This is a genomic window from Microbacterium sp. NPDC055455 (assembly GCF_053619935.1).
In genome coordinates, this window is the sequence record NZ_JBSHLB010000004.1 from 241,278 (window position 1) to 255,667 (window position 14,390).

17 protein-coding genes are annotated in these 14,390 nt (G+C 71.2%); 10 read left to right on the plus strand and 7 right to left on the minus strand.

What is annotated here, in order from left to right; genetic code table 11:
• Window positions 1-162 precede the first annotated feature (162 nt).
• The gene (locus ACWGUG_RS13180; protein WP_336399053.1) at window positions 163-1,614 is read left to right on the plus strand and encodes a cation:dicarboxylate symporter family transporter; all 1,452 of its coding nucleotides are present in this window, start codon (window positions 163-165) and stop codon (window positions 1,612-1,614) included.
• Between the two features lie 51 nt (window positions 1,615-1,665).
• Here the strand turns inward: ACWGUG_RS13180 and ACWGUG_RS13185 are convergent, their stop codons facing one another.
• Together ACWGUG_RS13185 and ACWGUG_RS13190 are read right to left on the minus strand one after the other, a co-directional pair.
• A complete protein-coding gene (locus tag ACWGUG_RS13185; RefSeq protein ID WP_336399052.1) occupies window positions 1,666-1,851 on the minus strand; it encodes a hypothetical protein in 186 nt (61 codons plus the stop codon).
• A 64-nt stretch (window positions 1,852-1,915) separates the two neighbouring features.
• Window positions 1,916-2,098 (minus strand): DUF5302 domain-containing protein, encoded by a 183-nt coding sequence (locus ACWGUG_RS13190; RefSeq protein ID WP_336399051.1) that lies wholly within the window; start codon window positions 2,096-2,098, stop codon window positions 1,916-1,918.
• Window positions 2,099-2,428: 330 nt separating this feature from the next.
• Here ACWGUG_RS13190 and ACWGUG_RS13195 point away from each other — a divergent pair, with 330 nt between their 5' ends.
• The 3 genes from ACWGUG_RS13195 (at window position 2,429) to ACWGUG_RS13205 (ending at window position 6,763) form a co-directional block, all read left to right on the plus strand.
• Window positions 2,429-4,708 (plus strand): polyribonucleotide nucleotidyltransferase, encoded by a 2,280-nt coding sequence (locus ACWGUG_RS13195; RefSeq protein ID WP_378884794.1) that lies wholly within the window; start codon window positions 2,429-2,431, stop codon window positions 4,706-4,708.
• Between the two features lie 291 nt (window positions 4,709-4,999).
• Window positions 5,000-6,037, plus strand: coding sequence for an aldo/keto reductase (locus ACWGUG_RS13200; RefSeq protein ID WP_452324944.1), 1,038 nt, complete (start codon window positions 5,000-5,002; stop codon window positions 6,035-6,037).
• 123 nt (window positions 6,038-6,160) lie between these two features.
• The gene (locus tag ACWGUG_RS13205; RefSeq protein WP_336399048.1) at window positions 6,161-6,763 is read left to right on the plus strand and encodes a histidine phosphatase family protein; all 603 of its coding nucleotides are present in this window, start codon (window positions 6,161-6,163) and stop codon (window positions 6,761-6,763) included.
• Between the two features lie 10 nt (window positions 6,764-6,773).
• On the opposite strand, the gene ACWGUG_RS13210 is transcribed toward ACWGUG_RS13205, so the two are convergent.
• Complete coding sequence (locus ACWGUG_RS13210; RefSeq protein WP_336399047.1) at window positions 6,774-7,247, minus strand: GNAT family N-acetyltransferase; 474 nt, start codon at window positions 7,245-7,247, stop codon at window positions 6,774-6,776.
• 71 nt (window positions 7,248-7,318) lie between these two features.
• On the opposite strand from ACWGUG_RS13210, the gene ACWGUG_RS13215 reads away from it, so the two are divergent.
• A complete protein-coding gene (locus tag ACWGUG_RS13215; protein WP_378884803.1) occupies window positions 7,319-8,134 on the plus strand; it encodes a 4-hydroxy-tetrahydrodipicolinate reductase in 816 nt (271 codons plus the stop codon).
• Window positions 8,131-8,580 (plus strand): hypothetical protein, encoded by a 450-nt coding sequence (locus tag ACWGUG_RS13220; protein WP_336399045.1) that lies wholly within the window; start codon window positions 8,131-8,133, stop codon window positions 8,578-8,580. Before ACWGUG_RS13215 ends, ACWGUG_RS13220 begins: the two co-directional genes overlap by 4 nt.
• A gap of 15 nt (window positions 8,581-8,595) precedes the next feature.
• On the opposite strand, the gene ACWGUG_RS13225 is transcribed toward ACWGUG_RS13220, so the two are convergent.
• The 4 genes from ACWGUG_RS13225 to ACWGUG_RS13240 form a co-directional block, all read right to left on the minus strand.
• Window positions 8,596-9,534 carry a TIGR01777 family oxidoreductase gene (locus ACWGUG_RS13225; RefSeq protein WP_452324945.1) on the minus strand — a complete coding sequence of 313 codons (939 nt, stop codon included), beginning with the start codon at window positions 9,532-9,534 and terminating at the stop codon, window positions 8,596-8,598.
• Window positions 9,527-9,952, minus strand: coding sequence for an OsmC family peroxiredoxin (locus tag ACWGUG_RS13230; protein ID WP_336399043.1), 426 nt, complete (start codon window positions 9,950-9,952; stop codon window positions 9,527-9,529). Before ACWGUG_RS13230 ends, ACWGUG_RS13225 begins: the two co-directional genes overlap by 8 nt.
• A gap of 103 nt (window positions 9,953-10,055) precedes the next feature.
• A complete protein-coding gene (locus tag ACWGUG_RS13235) occupies window positions 10,056-10,598 on the minus strand; it encodes a DUF4395 domain-containing protein (RefSeq protein WP_336399042.1) in 543 nt (180 codons plus the stop codon).
• Window positions 10,591-11,028 carry a TlpA family protein disulfide reductase gene (locus ACWGUG_RS13240; protein WP_378884815.1) on the minus strand — a complete coding sequence of 146 codons (438 nt, stop codon included), beginning with the start codon at window positions 11,026-11,028 and terminating at the stop codon, window positions 10,591-10,593. Before ACWGUG_RS13240 ends, ACWGUG_RS13235 begins: the two co-directional genes overlap by 8 nt.
• A gap of 128 nt (window positions 11,029-11,156) precedes the next feature.
• Here ACWGUG_RS13240 and ACWGUG_RS13245 point away from each other — a divergent pair, with 128 nt between their 5' ends.
• The 4 genes from ACWGUG_RS13245 (at window position 11,157) to dapA (ending at window position 14,317) form a co-directional block, all read left to right on the plus strand.
• The gene (locus tag ACWGUG_RS13245; protein ID WP_378884818.1) at window positions 11,157-11,966 is read left to right on the plus strand and encodes a thymidylate synthase; all 810 of its coding nucleotides are present in this window, start codon (window positions 11,157-11,159) and stop codon (window positions 11,964-11,966) included.
• Window positions 11,963-12,487, plus strand: coding sequence for a dihydrofolate reductase (locus tag ACWGUG_RS13250; RefSeq protein WP_452324946.1), 525 nt, complete (start codon window positions 11,963-11,965; stop codon window positions 12,485-12,487). Before ACWGUG_RS13245 ends, ACWGUG_RS13250 begins: the two co-directional genes overlap by 4 nt.
• A gap of 19 nt (window positions 12,488-12,506) precedes the next feature.
• Complete coding sequence (locus ACWGUG_RS13255) at window positions 12,507-13,271, plus strand: SDR family NAD(P)-dependent oxidoreductase (RefSeq protein ID WP_452324947.1); 765 nt, start codon at window positions 12,507-12,509, stop codon at window positions 13,269-13,271.
• A 68-nt stretch (window positions 13,272-13,339) separates the two neighbouring features.
• Window positions 13,340-14,317: a 4-hydroxy-tetrahydrodipicolinate synthase gene (dapA, locus tag ACWGUG_RS13260; RefSeq protein WP_336399037.1), complete on the plus strand. Its 978-nt coding sequence runs from the start codon at window positions 13,340-13,342 to the stop codon at window positions 14,315-14,317.
• The last annotated feature ends 73 nt before the right edge of the window (window positions 14,318-14,390 follow it).

The following is a 14,390-nucleotide window of genomic DNA, read 5'->3' on the forward strand; positions in this document are numbered from 1 at the left end:
CCGCATCCATCCTCGCGCCTGCGCGCTGCTGCGCCGAGCGTCCGGGCGCGACCAATACGACCACAAGTAGGACCATGCCGGTGCCTGCGCGCACGCTGTGGTCACGCCGCCGGATCGTGCGGCACCGCGGACACACCGTCGTACATCCCGCAGGAGGCAAAGATGGCTCTCTCGACCCGCACCACGTCGTTCACGCTCCCCGGCTTCAACGCCAGGCGCGGCAAGCAGGCGTGGGACAAGCACACCTGGCTCTACATCGCCGTGATCGTCGCGGTGGTGCTCGGCGCCGTCGTCGGCCTCGTCTGGCCCGACGTCGGCGTGGCCCTCAAGCCGCTCGGCGAGGGCTTCGTCGCCCTCATCAAGATGATGATCGCACCCATCATCTTCTGCACGATCGTGGTCGGGGTGGGCTCCATCGCCAAGGCCGCGACAGTCGGCAGGATCGGCGGGCTCGCGCTGCTGTACTTCATGGTGATGTCGACCTTCGCGCTCGCCATCGGCCTCGTGGTCGGCAACCTCCTCCACCCGGGCGAGGGCCTCAACATGACCAGCGCGAGCTACGAGTCCACCGCGGAGGCCAAGACCACGCAGGAGTTCATCCTCGGCATCATCCCGACCACGTTCTTCTCGGCCTTCACCGGGGAGAGCGTGCTCCAGGTGCTCTTCATCGCGCTGCTGGTGGGCTTCGCCCTCCAGCAGATGGGCGACAAGGGCGCGCCGATCATGAATGCCGTCAAGCATCTGCAGAGCCTGGTGTTCCGCATCCTCGGCATGATCCTGTGGCTCGCGCCGATCGGCGCGTTCGGAGCCATCGCGGCGGTCGTCGGCAACACGGGCATCGCCGCGATCTGGGCCCTGGGCACGCTGATGATCGCCTTCTACATCACGTGCATCGTCTTCATCGTCGGCATCCTGGGCACACTGCTGTACCTCGTCGCTCGCGTCAACCTCTTCAGCCTCATGAAGTACCTGGCGCGCGAATACCTGCTGATCGTGGGCACATCGTCGTCCGAATCAGCGCTGCCGCGGCTCATCGCGAAGATGGAGCACCTCGGCGTCTCGAAGCCGGTCGTCGGGATCACCGTGCCGACGGGCTACTCGTTCAACCTCGATGGCACGGCGATCTACCTCACGATGGCGTCGCTGTTCATCGCCAGCGGCATGGGAGCGCCGATGTCCATCGGCGAGCAGATCGGCCTGCTCGTCTTCATGATCATCGCCTCGAAGGGCGCGGCGGGTGTGACGGGCGCAGGCCTGGCGACCCTCGCAGGCGGTCTGCAGGCCTACCGCCCCGACCTCGTGAACGGGGTGGGCGTCATCGTCGGCATCGACCGCTTCATGTCGGAGGGGCGTGCGCTCACCAACTTCACCGGCAACGCAGTCGCGACGGTGCTCGTCGGCACCTGGACCAAGGAGTTCGACGCGGGCCGCGCGCGCCGCGTCCTCGCCGGAGAGCTGCCGTTCGACGAGACGACGCTGTCAGGGCACGACCACGACGGGATGTCGGCATCGCCCGAGGCCGTCGGCGTGCAGGGTCTCGAGGAGGCCGCAATCACCGAGGCCGAGGCCAAGGAGCGGCGCGCCCGCGAGCGCGACGCCATCCTCTCGCGCTGAGGAGGACGAGGAAGGGAGGGTGCGGGGAGCCGCACCCTCCCTTCCTGCGTCTCAGTCGTGGGGGTCGATCTCGCCCGATTCGATCGCCGACTCGCGCTCCTCGAACTCGAGCTCGTCGACGTCTTCCTCGACCGCTTCGAGCGGGTCGATGGTCGGCGGCGGCAGCTCGAGCTCGACGTCGTCGTCGATCGGCACGTCGCGCTCGTCGTCCGGCACGCGCTCCCGGAAATCGCTCATAGCGCGCCCCGATCGTGCCCCGCCGCCCTGGCGTGGTCTCTGGTCGGCCCGAGGCTCATGTTTCCTATCCGCTCTTGCGCCGGAACTCGCGCTTGGTCATCGCGCCGTGCGTGCCGTGGATGGCCGAGTCCGCGTCGAGGTGGGACTCGCCCTGGCGGTGGTTGGCGTTCTTCCTGTCGAGAGCCTCCTTGAACTTGCGCTTCATCTCATCGGATGCCGAGGACGCCGGCTTCTCGTCGGTGCTCATGCCCCCCACCCTAGGCGGGGCATCCGACGCCCGCCAGGGTTCCTGAGAAGGAGGACCCCGCTGGTAGGCTTGTGCGGGTTGCCCCTGGGCATCCGCTCAAATCAATATGAGCACCGTGCCCGAGACGGGCATTGTGGAGCAGGCCGGCAGGAAGCTGGTCCCCTGTGGTGGGTTCCCCGACGCGAGAAGCGCCGGGTGATCTTCGACTGGTGACCAGCGCTGGCGAGTCCGCGGAATCACCGCGCGCCGAGATCTGCCTGTTCCTGCTCCTTCGATTGACCCTCGCCCGGCACACGGCCGGACGAGGCTAAACAAAGAAGGAGGGACCTCTTGGAAGGTCCGGAAATCACCGCCGCCGAAGCCGTCCTCGACAACGGCCGCTTCGGTACCCGCACCGTCCGGTTCGAGACCGGCAGACTCGCGCAGCAGGCACAGGGTGCCGTCGCCGCGTACCTCGACGAGGAGACCATGCTCCTGTCGGCCACCAGCGCCGGCAAGCACCCCCGCGAGGGCTTCGACTTCTTCCCGCTCACCGTCGACGTCGAGGAGCGCTCGTACGCCGCCGGCAAGATCCCGGGATCGTTCTTCCGTCGTGAGGGCCGCCCCTCGACCGAGGCGATCCTCGTCTGCCGTCTGATCGACCGCCCCCTGCGCCCGTCGTTCGTCGACGGCCTCCGCAACGAGGTGCAGATCGTCGTCACGGTGCTCTCGATCGCGCCGGGCGAGTTCTACGACGCGCTCGCGATCAACGCCGCCTCGCTGTCGACCCAGATCTCGGGTCTGCCGTTCTCGGGTCCGATCGCGGGTGTCCGCCTGGCGCTCGTCCCCGGCCACGGCGAGCACGCCGACCAGTGGGTCGCGTTCCCCACCGCGAAGCAGCTCGAGGAGGCCGTGTTCGACCTCATCGTCGCCGGCCGCGTGCTCGACGACGGCGACGTCGCGATCATGATGGTCGAGGCCGAGGCCACCGAGGGCTCCTGGAACCTCATCAAGGGCGGCGCGACCAAGCCGAGCGAAGAGGTCGTCGCGCAGGGCCTCGAGGCCTCGAAGCCCTTCATCAAGGAGCTCGTCGCCGCGCAGAACGTCGTCGCCGGCTCCGCGGCGAAGGAGATCCAGTCGTACCCGGTCTTCCCGGCATACAGCCAGGAGACCTACGACTTCGTGGCGGGTCGCGCGTACGACGAGCTCGTGGGCATCTACCAGATCGCCGACAAGCAGGAGCGTCAGAACGCCGACGACGCCGTCAAGGACCGCGTCAAGGCCGAGCTGATCGCCGCGGTCGAGGCCGAGCAGCTGCCCGGCACGGCGACGCTGGAGTTCAGCGCCGCGTACAAGTCGGTGACGAAGAAGATCGTGCGCGGTCGCATCCTCACCGAGGGCGTCCGCATCGACGGTCGAGGCCTCGCCGACATCCGCCCGCTCGACGCCGAGGTGCAGGTCATCCCGCGCGTCCACGGCTCGGCGATCTTCCAGCGCGGCGAGACCCAGATCCTGGGCGTCACCACGCTGAACATGCTCAAGATGGAGCAGCAGATCGACTCGCTGTCGCCCGTCACGCACAAGCGCTACATGCACCACTACAACTTCCCGCCGTACTCGACCGGTGAGACGGGCCGCGTGGGCAGCCCGAAGCGTCGCGAGATCGGTCACGGCTTCCTGGCCGAGCGCGCGCTCGTGCCGGTGCTGCCCGGACGCGAGGAGTTCCCCTACGCGATCCGCCAGGTCTCCGAGGCTCTCGGCTCGAACGGCTCGACGTCGATGGGCTCGGTGTGCGCCTCCACCCTGTCGCTGCTGAACGCGGGTGTGCCGCTGCGCGCTCCTGTCGCCGGCATCGCCATGGGCCTGGTGTCCGACGAGGTCGACGGCCAGACGCGGTACGCCGCGCTGACCGACATCCTGGGCGCCGAGGACGCGCTCGGCGACATGGACTTCAAGGTCGCCGGCACGAGCGAGTTCGTCACCGCGATCCAGCTCGACACGAAGCTCGACGGCATCCCGTCGTCGGTGCTCTCGGCGGCGCTGACGCAGGCCAAGGACGCGCGTCTGACGATCCTGGGCGTGCTGAACGCCGCGATCGACGCGCCCGACGAGATGGCTCCGACGGCCCCGCGCGTCATCAGCGTGCAGATCCCGGTCGACAAGATCGGCGAGCTCATCGGCCCCAAGGGCAAGACGATCAACGCCATCCAGGACGAGACCGGCGCCGACATCTCCATCGAGGAGGACGGCACCGTCTACATCGGCGCCGTCGACGGCCCGTCGGCCGAGGCAGCCCGTGCCCAGGTCAACGCGATCGCCAACCCCACCAACCCGGAGGTCGGCGAGCAGTTCCTCGGCACGGTCGTGAAGATCGCGACGTTCGGCGCGTTCATCTCGCTCCTGCCCGGCAAGGACGGCCTGCTGCACGTCAGCGAGGTCCGCAAGCTCGCCGGCGGCAAGCGCGTCGAGAACGTCGACGACGTCCTCTCCGTCGGCCAGAAGCTCCTCGTCAAGATCACGAAGATCGACGACCGCGGCAAGCTCTCGCTCGAGCCGGTGCTCGAGGAGGCCGCCGACCAGGAGGGTCGCGACGCGGCCAACCCCGGTCCGGAGGCTCCTGCCGAGGGCTGATCGCCCGAAGCCCCGAGCGGCCGGCACGGCCGGCCCATCGCAGCGGATGCCCGCCCCGACACCGGGGCGGGCATCCGTCGTCCGGTTCGCTCGCGCGCCGGCATCGCCGCGCCGGCGGACGCGGATCTCGCCGGACCGGCCATTCGTGATCAAACCGTTATGCAATGTTTATCGACAGTTCGCCTCAGCGCGCGGCGTGCTGTCCGGACTGCCCTACCCTCGAAGTACGCGCCGGGGGGTGCGGACATTTGATCACAAGGTTCGGCGACGAGCTGAGTGAGGGGGTGGCACATGGCTTTCTTCGGCGTTGACTCGACGCTTCCGTCGGTGAGCCCGGATGCCGCCACCGGCGCGCTCGGCCCGCATCCGTCGGCACCCATCCCGGTTCAGGGGCCCTCGGTGGGCAGCAACATCCGCGTGCCGCTCGGTGAGAGCGGCTCGCACGTGTTCCCGCTGATCCTCGGCGCGGCCGAGTTCGGGTGGAACGTCGACCTCGAGTCCAGCCACGCGATCCTCGACACGTACGCCGAGCTCGGCGGCAACGCGGTGCACACCGCCGACAGCTACTCCAGCGGGCGCAGCGAGCACATCATCGGCCAGTGGCTGCACTCGCGCGGGCTCCGCGACGACATCGTGCTGACCGTCCGGGTCGGAGGTCACGCCGACAACCCGGGGCTCGGCCCGGTGAACCTGATCCGCGCCGTCGAAGCGTCTCTGACGAGGCTGCGCACCGACCGGATCGACGTGCTGTCCCTCGACGCGACGACCGACCCCGGATCGTCGCTGGAAGACACCCTCGCGACGGCGGAGTGGCTCGTCGACACCGGGAAGGTGCGCGCGCTCGGCGCGTTCGGCTACACCGCGGCGCAACTGGTGGAGGCCCGCATCTTCTCGTCCGCGGGCTATCCGCGCATCACGGTGCTCGACGTGCCGTTCAACGTGCTGAGGCGCCATGAGTTCGATGCCGATCTGCGCCTCGTCGCCGGTGCGCAGGGCATGGCGGTCACGCCGTCGCACGCCCTCGAGCACGGCTTCCTGGCGGGCCGGCAGCGGTCGAAGATCCGCGGGGCGCTGTCGGTGCGCGGAGCGCAGCTGGCGGCCAATCTGAACCGGCGGGGGAGCCGGACGCTGCGCGCGCTCGATGCCGTCGGCGCGGACCTCGGCGTCCCCGACGCCGCGGTCGCCGTCGCCTGGCTCCTGTCCCAGCGGCTCGTGACCGCGCCCATCGTCAACGCGTATGCGCCGCAGCATGTCGAAGAGCTCGTCCAGGGCGTCGGGGTGCGGCTCAGCCGTTCCCAGCTGGCCGACATCGGACGCGCCTCGGAGTAGCCGCAGCGGTCCGCCGGGCCGGTTGCACGGGCGCGTCCACAGCCCGCCGGCCGGCACGGGCACGTGTCGTAGGGTGGAAGGGTGCCTTCCCCCGGCACGCGACCCCCCGACGGAGTGAGCTGCGTGACGCACTACATCTACCTCGTGCGGCATGGTGAGCATCAGGATGCCGAGCACGGTCTCATCGACGGACCCCTCTCCCCGCGCGGACGCCGCCAGGCTTCGCTGCTGGCGGACCGCCTCTCGGGGGTGCCGTTCGATGCCGTGTGGCACTCGCCGCTGGAGCGGGCGAGCCAGACGGCGCGGGCGGTCGCCGAGCGGATGCCGTCGGTCTCGCCCGAGCCCTCGGCCCTCCTCTTCGACTGCGTGCCGACGGGGATGACCGACGACACGCCCGCGGTGTTCGAGCCGTTCTTCGGATCGGTCACCGAGGCCGAGGTCGAGGCCGGGCGCGCCCAGATGTCCGACGCCGTCAGCGAGTACCTGGTCCGCAAGCGCGGCGACGTCCACGAGCTGCTGATCACGCACAACTTCGTGATCGCCTGGTTCGTGCGCGAGGTGCTGCAGGCGCCGGAGTGGCGATGGATGACGCTCAACCAGGCGCACTGCGGGCTCACCGTCATCGCGCAGAAGCAGGGCCGGCCGTGGACGATGCTCTCGCACAACGACATGGCGCACCTGCCGGTCGAGCTGCGTACGGGTCTGCCCGAGATCTATCCCGTCTGACGCCGGACGCTCACAGCGTCTTGCCGTACCACCGCGTCGCGTTGGGGTTGTCGTTGTAGGGATCGATCGGCGTGAAGCCGGTGCGGGCGTACAGCGCTCCCGCCGCCTCGAGGGAGTGGTGCGTGTCCAGCACGAGCTCGGCGGCCCCGAACCCGCGCGCCCGGCGCTCGAGGTCCTCGACCAGCAGCCGGCCCCATCCCCGCCCGCGCGTGCCCGGTCGCAGATACAGGTGCTTGAGCTCGTAACGGATGCCGAGCGCACCCGGGGGGATGAGACGGATGCCGCCGCAGCCCTGCGCGACGCCCTCGTCGTCGTCCAGCACGACGAAGACGCCCGCCGGCGGGACGAATGCCGCGGGGTCGGGGAAGGAGGTGCGGTAGGAGACGTCCATGAGCGCGAACCCCTCGGTGCGCGCGCGGAAGTACTCGGCGAGCAGCTCGTGGGCGTCGGGGGCGTCAGCGGGGGAGGGGCGCAGTGTCACCACCTCTCCAGCGTAGGCGCCGGTTACCCCGCGGCCGCCCGGCCGGGTGCAGGGCGCCCGCCTAGGATGGACGCATGACGACACGCGTGGCCATCGTCGGCGGCACCGGCAAGCTCGGCGGCATCATCCGCGACGTGGTCGAGGCGGAGCCCGGCTTCGAGCTGACCGCCGTGCTGACCTCGCGTTCGGACCTCTCCGACCTCGACGGCGCCGACCTCGTCGTCGACGCGTCCACGCCTGCCGTGTCGATCGACGTCGTCCGGGCCGCCATCGAGCGCGGGATCAACGTGCTCGTCGGCACGTCCGGCTGGTCGGCCGAGCGCATCGCGCTTGTGCGACCGCTCGTCGACGCCGCGGCGACCGGCGCCGTCTTCATCCCGAACTTCTCCATCGGCTCCGTGCTGGGCTCCGCGCTGGCCGCCGCCGCTGCCCCGTTCTTCCCCTCGATCGAGATCGTCGAAGCGCACCGCGAGACGAAGATCGACTCGCCCAGCGGCACCGCCGTGCGCACGGCGGAGCTGATCGCGGCGGCGCGGGAGGGCGTCGGGCCCGTCGAATCGCCGCACGTCGACCAGCGCGCCCGCGGGCAGCAGGTCGCGAGCATCCCCATCCACTCGCTGCGCCGCCCCGGCGTCCTCGCCCGGCAGGAGACGATCCTGTCGGGACCGGGGGAGTCCCTCACGATCGTGCACGACACCGTCGAGCCGGCGAGGGCGTACGGTCCCGGCATCCGGCTGGCACTGGCGGCCGCGCGCGACGCCACGGGTGTGACCATCGGCCTGGACAGCCTGATCGACATCGGGATCGGCCGGCGCGCGGCGCACACCGAAGCGCGCCCGCTGGACGAGGGCGGCGTCACGGGGCAGGTCGCCCGCACCACGTCCGCATGACCGCCCGGATCGGCGTCGCCGTCATGGCGGTGCTGCTCGCGCTGTACATCGTGCTGGTGGGACAGCGCGCATGGCTCCTGATGACCAGCGGCGAGGCCGTCGGCGTCGCGATCGGGATCGCCCTCGTGGTGCTGCCGCTCATCGCGGCATGGGCGCTGGGGCGCGAGCTGTGGTTCGGCGTGCGCGCCGAGCAGCTGGGGCGTCGACTCGAGGCAGAGGGGGGACTGCCCGAGGACGAGGTGGCGGTGCTGCCGAGCGGCAGGGTCGTCCGCGCCGACGGCGACGCGGTGTTCCCCGCCTACCGCGCCGATGCCGAGGCGCACCCCGACGACTGGCGGGTGTGGTTCCGGCTCGGCCTCGCGTACGACGCCGCCGGTGATCGTCGGCGCGCGCGCGAGGCGGTGCGCACAGCGATCCGCCTCGAGTCGGCCGAGCGAGCCCGCTGACGCGGACGGCCGGGCTTAGACGCGCGCCGGCACGGCGGCGGCGACGGCGTCCTCGACGGTCGGGTGCGCGAAGACGAACCCGGATGCCGTGAGCGCGGCGGGCACGACGTGCGCGTCGGCGGTGAGGATCGCCTCCGTGGCGTCGGCCCCGAGCACCAGCTTCATGCCCCACACCGGAGCACGCAGCAGGAACGGGCGGTTCATCCGCAGCGCCAGCGCGAATCCGAGGTCGTTCGCCGTCGCGCGCGTCGGGCCCGTGAGGTTCACCGGGCCTGTCAGTCGCGCGTCGATGATGTGCCGGATCGCGCGCACCGAGTCTTCGAGCGAGATCCACGGCCAGGCCTGCGTGCCGGGGCCGATCGGCCCGCCGAGCCCGAAGCGCGTGAGGAGCAGCAGCGGCTTCAGCACGCCGTCCGCGTGCACCACGGGCGCCGTGCGCAGCAATGACACCGCGGCATCGGGCCCCGCTCCGAGCGCTGCCGCCTCCCACTCCCCGCACAGATCGGCGAGGAACGTGTCACCGCGCGGCGAATCCTCGGTCAGCCGGGCCCCCGGGGCCGAGCCGTAGTAGCCCACGGCGGAGGCCGCGACGAAGTGCGGGGCATCCGCTCCCCGCTCCCGCACGGCGCGGGCCAGCGCACGCGTCGGCGTGACGCGCGACCACAGCAGCGTGCTCTTGTACGAGGGCGTCCACGGGAACCGTCCGATGTTCGCGCCGTTCAGCCCGACGACGGCGTCGGCGCCGTCGAGCACCGCGGGGTCGAGCGGCTCGTCCGTTGTGAGCCACTCGATCTCTCCGGCCTCGACGGGCGGGCGCCGCACGAGTGTGACGACCTCGATCCCATCGGCCCGCAGGCTCTCGACGAGGGCCGCCCCGATCAGCCCCGACGCGCCGGAGACGACCACCTTCCGCGGGGTCGCCGGGGCGTCGGCGGCGCCCGGGGAATCAGGCAAGCGTGGCCTCGATGGTGATCTCGACGCCCGCGAGGGCCTGCGAGACCGGGCAGCCGGCCTTCGCCTCCTGCGCGATGCGCTCGAACTCCTCGGGCTCGATGCCCGGGACGACGGCGTTGACGTTGAGATGGCTGCCGGTGATGCCGGTGCCGGGCTTGAAGGTCACCGACGCCGTGGTGTCGATCGACTCGGGCGGGGTGCCGTTCTCGGCGAGGGCGAGCGAGAACGCCATGCTGAAGCAGGACGAGTGCGCGGCGGCGATCAGCTCCTCGGGCGTCGTGACCGAGGTGGATCCCTCGCTGCGCGCCTTCCAGTTGACCGGGAACGTGCCCAGGCCCGACGAGACGAAGGTGGTCTCTCCGGAGCCGTCGAACAGTCCGCCGTTCCAGGCGGTGGTCGCTTCGCTCGTGACGGTCATGGGGGCCTCCTCGCTCGCGGTGCGCCTGCGTCGCAGGCGTCTCGCGTCAGCCTAATCAACACGGATGCCGCGCCGCGACGGTTGCGCGGCGATGCGCGACGTGTCAGGCGGAGGCCGGCCGGGCGCGGCCGACGATGCCCGCGCGCTGCAGCAGCAGGTACAGCTGGCACCCCAGGCAGAGGCCGAAGACCGCGTTGAGGAAGGCCGCGACGAAAGCTGCTGCGGCCGCGATGGTGAGGCCCCAGGGCACGCCGAGCAGGTGCAGCGCAAGTCCGATGACGGCGACGAGGAGACCGACGCCCTGCGCGAAGCGCGGCGGGCGCGGGTCCTCGAGCTCGGTCGGGGCGCCGAGGCGGGGCGCGACGAGCGCGCGGTACAGCGCGCCCCACGGCGCCGTGCGCGGCGAGGCCACTCCCCAGGCGAACAGCACGGCGATCGCGAGGAGGAGGAGGAAGGCAGGGTCCAGGAACCGCTCGCCGGGCGTCGCCGAGGCGATCGCCCAGCCGTCGGCGGTGCGCGCGGTGGACAGGCCCGTCAGCCCGAGGAACACGTCGACGAGGAGCAGCACGGCGGTGATGCCTGCCACGAACCGCGGTCCGCGCGGATCGATGCCGCGCGGGGTCGCGGCATCCGCTCGCTCAGACACTCGCACCCTCCGCACTCAGCCGGTTCAGCTCGAGCTCGAGCACATCGCGCCCCGGGGTGCCGCCGAAGCGGGTCTGCACCACCCCGTTGCGGTCCAGCACGAGGGTGGTGGGGGTCTGCAGCACGTGGAAGTGCTTGGCGATGTCGGGGCGATGCGTGAGGTCGACGTCGAGGTGCAGCACACCCTCGTGATCGTCGGCGATGGCCGCGAGCGTGCGGTGCACCCCGGGGCAGCGGGCGCACATCTCGGTGCTGAACTGCAGCAGCGTGGCGACTTCGCCCAGCCCCTCGGCCCCGAGCCGGTGGGGCTCGACGACTTCGTGGGCCACGTTGCGGCGAGCGTGCGACTGGCGCCAGTTCAGGTACGCGCCGAGCGCGATCGTCGCCGCGAGGAGCACGGCGAGTGCGATGAGGGCGCCGACGAGGGTCACAGCAGACCAGGCTAACCCCTTTCCGCCGCCGAGGACGCGCCGATCGCTCAGATGACGCGACGCGGCGTGACGCGAAGCGCTGCGCGGCTGCCGGGCCGGACGTGCTGGCGGCGGGTATCGTGGCAGCCGTGACGACGCCGATCCCGACTCCGTACGAAGACCTCCTGCGCGACGTGCTCGAGAACGGCACCCACAAGGATGACCGCACCGGCACCGGGACGACGAGCGTCTTCGGCCGTCAGATCCGCTTCGACCTGTCGCAGGGGTTCCCCCTCGTCACCACGAAGCGGGTTCACTTCAAGTCGGTCGCCTACGAGCTGCTGTGGTTCCTCCGCGGCGAGTCGAACGTCGCCTGGCTGCAGGAGAACGGCGTCACGATCTGGGACGAGTGGGCCGATGCCGACGGGGAGCTCGGTCCCGTCTACGGGGTGCAGTGGCGCTCGTGGCCGACGCCGTCGGGCGAGCACATCGACCAGATCGCGCTCGTGCTCGACCAGCTCCGCGCGAATCCCGACTCGCGGCGGCTCATCGTCTCGGCGTGGAACCCCGCCGACATCCCCGACATGGCCCTCGCGCCGTGCCACGCGATGTTCCAGTTCTACGTCGCCGACGGCCGGCTGTCGTGCCAGCTGTACCAGCGCAGCGCCGACCTCTTCCTCGGCGTCCCGTTCAACATCGCCTCCTACGCGCTGCTGACCCTCATGGTGGCGCAGCAGGCGGGCCTCGAGCCGGGCGACTTCGTGTGGACCGGCGGCGACTGCCACATCTACGACAACCACCTCGAGCAGGTGCGCGAGCAGCTGACCCGCGACCCCTACCCGTACCCGACGCTGCGCCTCGCGCGCACACCCGGCTCGATCTTCGACTACCGGTACGAGGATTTCGTGCTCGAGCACTACCAGCACCACCCCGCGATCCGCGGCGCGGTCGCGGTATGACCGCCGCTGATCCGCGTCGCCCGATCGGCCTGATCTGGGCCGAGGCCCGCGACCGCGTGATCGGCGCGCAGGGGGGCATGCCGTGGCACGTCCCCGAGGATCTCGCCCATTTCAAGGCGGCGACGCTCGGCGCGCCGGTGGTGATGGGCAGGCGCACGTGGGAGTCGTTCCCCGCCCGCTTCCGGCCGCTGCCCGGGCGGCGCAACATCGTGGTCACGCGCCGGGACGACTGGGCGGAGGCCGGCGCCGAACCCGCCGGCTCGCTCGAGGCCGCGCTCGCGCTGGCGGCGGAGGGCGACCCCGACCGGATCTGGGTGATCGGCGGCGGGGAGCTGTTCCGCGAGGCGATCGGGCAGGCGGATCTCCTGGAGGTCACCGAGTTCGACCTGCAGGTGCCCGGCGACACCACCGCGCCCGAGCACGAGGGGTGGATCCCGTCGAGGATCGATCCGCCGGAGGGCTGGCACACGTCGAGCTCCGGCATCCGCTATCGGTTCCTGACGCTCGTGCGGGCGCAGTAGAGCGGCGGGACGAGGCGACGTGGCGAAGACCGCTCTCATCACCGGCGCGAGCTCGGGCCTCGGCGCCGAGTACGCCCGCCAGCTCGCCGCCAAGGGCGCCGACCTCGTGCTCGTGGCGCGCGACCGCTCCGCGCTCGAGGCCCTCGCGTCCCGCCTGCGCACCGTGTACGGCGTGGAGGTCGAGGTGCTCGCCGCGGACCTGCTGAAGCCCCGGCAGCGGGACCGCGTGATCGAGCGGGTGGCCGACGAGGCCCGCCCGATCGAGATCCTGGTCAACAACGCGGGGTTCGGGCTGCCGCTGGCGTTCGAGAGCAACGACATCGCCGACGAGGTCAGCCACCTGCGCCTGCACGTCGACGTGCCCATGCGCCTCACCCACGCGGCGCTCGGCGGCATGCTGGTGCGCGGCCGGGGCCGCATCCTCAACGTGGCGTCGGTCGCGGCGTTCATCCCGCGCTCGACCTACGGCGCGTGCAAGGGGTGGCTGGTCAGCTTCAGCCGCTGGGCGAACGGTCGCTACGGACCGCGCGGAGTGACCGTGACCGCCGTCTGCCCCGGCTGGACGCACACGAGCTTCCACGAGCGCCTCGGCCTCCCGCCGGGACAGGAGGGCGTGCCGGACGCCCTCTGGCTGGACGCGCGGGACGTCGTGGCGGCGTCCCTGCGCGACGCCGCGCGCGGCGTGCCCGTCTCCATCCCGTCGCTGCGGTACAAGCTGCTGGTGTGGGGGGCCCGATTCGCCCCGCCGGCGCTCGCCGCCCGCATCGCCGAGCGCGGGCGCTGAGCGCGCGCGAGCCACACGGGCCTGCTCCGGCGGCACGCGGAGTCGCGGCATCCGGATACCCTGAGAACATGACGCATCCGGGCAATCCCTTCGGACAGGTGCTCGTCGCCCTCGTCACCCCCATGACGGCCGACGGCGAGGTCGACTGGCCCGCTGTCGAGAAGCACATCGACGACGTCATCACCGCGGGCGCCGACGGCATCGTCGTGACCGGCACCACGGGTGAGACGTCGACCCTCACCGATGCGGAGAAGATCCGCCTGGTCGAGGTCGGCAAGGATGTCGCGGCCGGGCGGGCGAAGATCATCACCGGCGGCGGATCCAACGAGACCGCGCACGCGATCGAGCTGTACAAGGCCAGCGAGAAGGTCGGCGCCGACGGCATCATGATCGTCACGCCGTACTACAACAAGCCCACGCAGGCGGGCATCCTGACGCACTTCCGCCTCGTCGCCGACGCCACCGATCTGCCGGTGATCCTCTACGACATCCCCGGGCGCACCGGCGTGCCGATCCGCTACGAGACGATCCTGCGCCTCGCCAAGCATCCGAACATCCTCGCCATCAAGGACGCCAAGGGCGACTTCAGCGAGGTGAGCCGCGTGCTCAACCAGACCGACCTGATGTACTTCTCCGGCGACGACGCCAATGTGCTGCCGCACCTGGCGATCGGCGCGACGGGCCTCATCGGCGTCACCGCGAACATCGCGGCCCAGCCGTACCGCGTGATCGTCGACGCCGTCAACCGGGGCGACCTGAAGGCGGCGACCGCGGCCCACAAGCAGCTGGAGCCGCTCGTGCGCGCCGTGATGACCCACGTGCCCGGCACGGTGTCGGCGAAGTACATCCTGCACGGACTCGGCCGCATCGGCAGCCCGCGCGTGCGCCTGCCGCTGGTGGGCCCCGAGGAGTGGGAGGCCGCCAAGATCGAGGACGAGCTCGCACTGGTGACCGACGTCCCGGGTGCCGACTTCTCGAACTTCCGTCCCGACCGCAACGCGGCCGCCGGCGGTGCGCTGCCGAAGGTCTCGGGCACGACCAGATGACGAAGTGGGGGGGGGGCTGGGGGGGGGGGGCGGGGGTGGAAGGGGTTGGCGGCGGGCGGGGGGGGGGGGGAAA

Excerpts from the sequence above, each read along its gene's own strand:
- ACWGUG_RS13200 (WP_452324944.1), top strand. The coding sequence starts at position 5,000 with ATGGCTTTCTTCGGCGTTGACTCGACGCTTCCGTCGGTGAGCCCGGAT.
- ACWGUG_RS13180 (WP_336399053.1), top strand. The coding sequence starts at position 163 with ATGGCTCTCTCGACCCGCACCACGTCGTTCACGCTCCCCGGCTTCAAC.
- dapA (WP_336399037.1), top strand. The coding sequence starts at position 13,340 with ATGACGCATCCGGGCAATCCCTTCGGACAGGTGCTCGTCGCCCTCGTC.
- ACWGUG_RS13230 (WP_336399043.1), bottom strand. The coding sequence starts at position 9,952 with ATGACCGTCACGAGCGAAGCGACCACCGCCTGGAACGGCGGACTGTTC.
- ACWGUG_RS13185 (WP_336399052.1), bottom strand. The coding sequence starts at position 1,851 with ATGAGCGATTTCCGGGAGCGCGTGCCGGACGACGAGCGCGACGTGCCG.
- ACWGUG_RS13190 (WP_336399051.1), bottom strand. The coding sequence starts at position 2,098 with ATGAGCACCGACGAGAAGCCGGCGTCCTCGGCATCCGATGAGATGAAG.
- ACWGUG_RS13250 (WP_452324946.1), top strand. The coding sequence starts at position 11,963 with ATGACCGCCGCTGATCCGCGTCGCCCGATCGGCCTGATCTGGGCCGAG.
- ACWGUG_RS13220 (WP_336399045.1), top strand. The coding sequence starts at position 8,131 with ATGACCGCCCGGATCGGCGTCGCCGTCATGGCGGTGCTGCTCGCGCTG.
- ACWGUG_RS13215 (WP_378884803.1), top strand. The coding sequence starts at position 7,319 with ATGACGACACGCGTGGCCATCGTCGGCGGCACCGGCAAGCTCGGCGGC.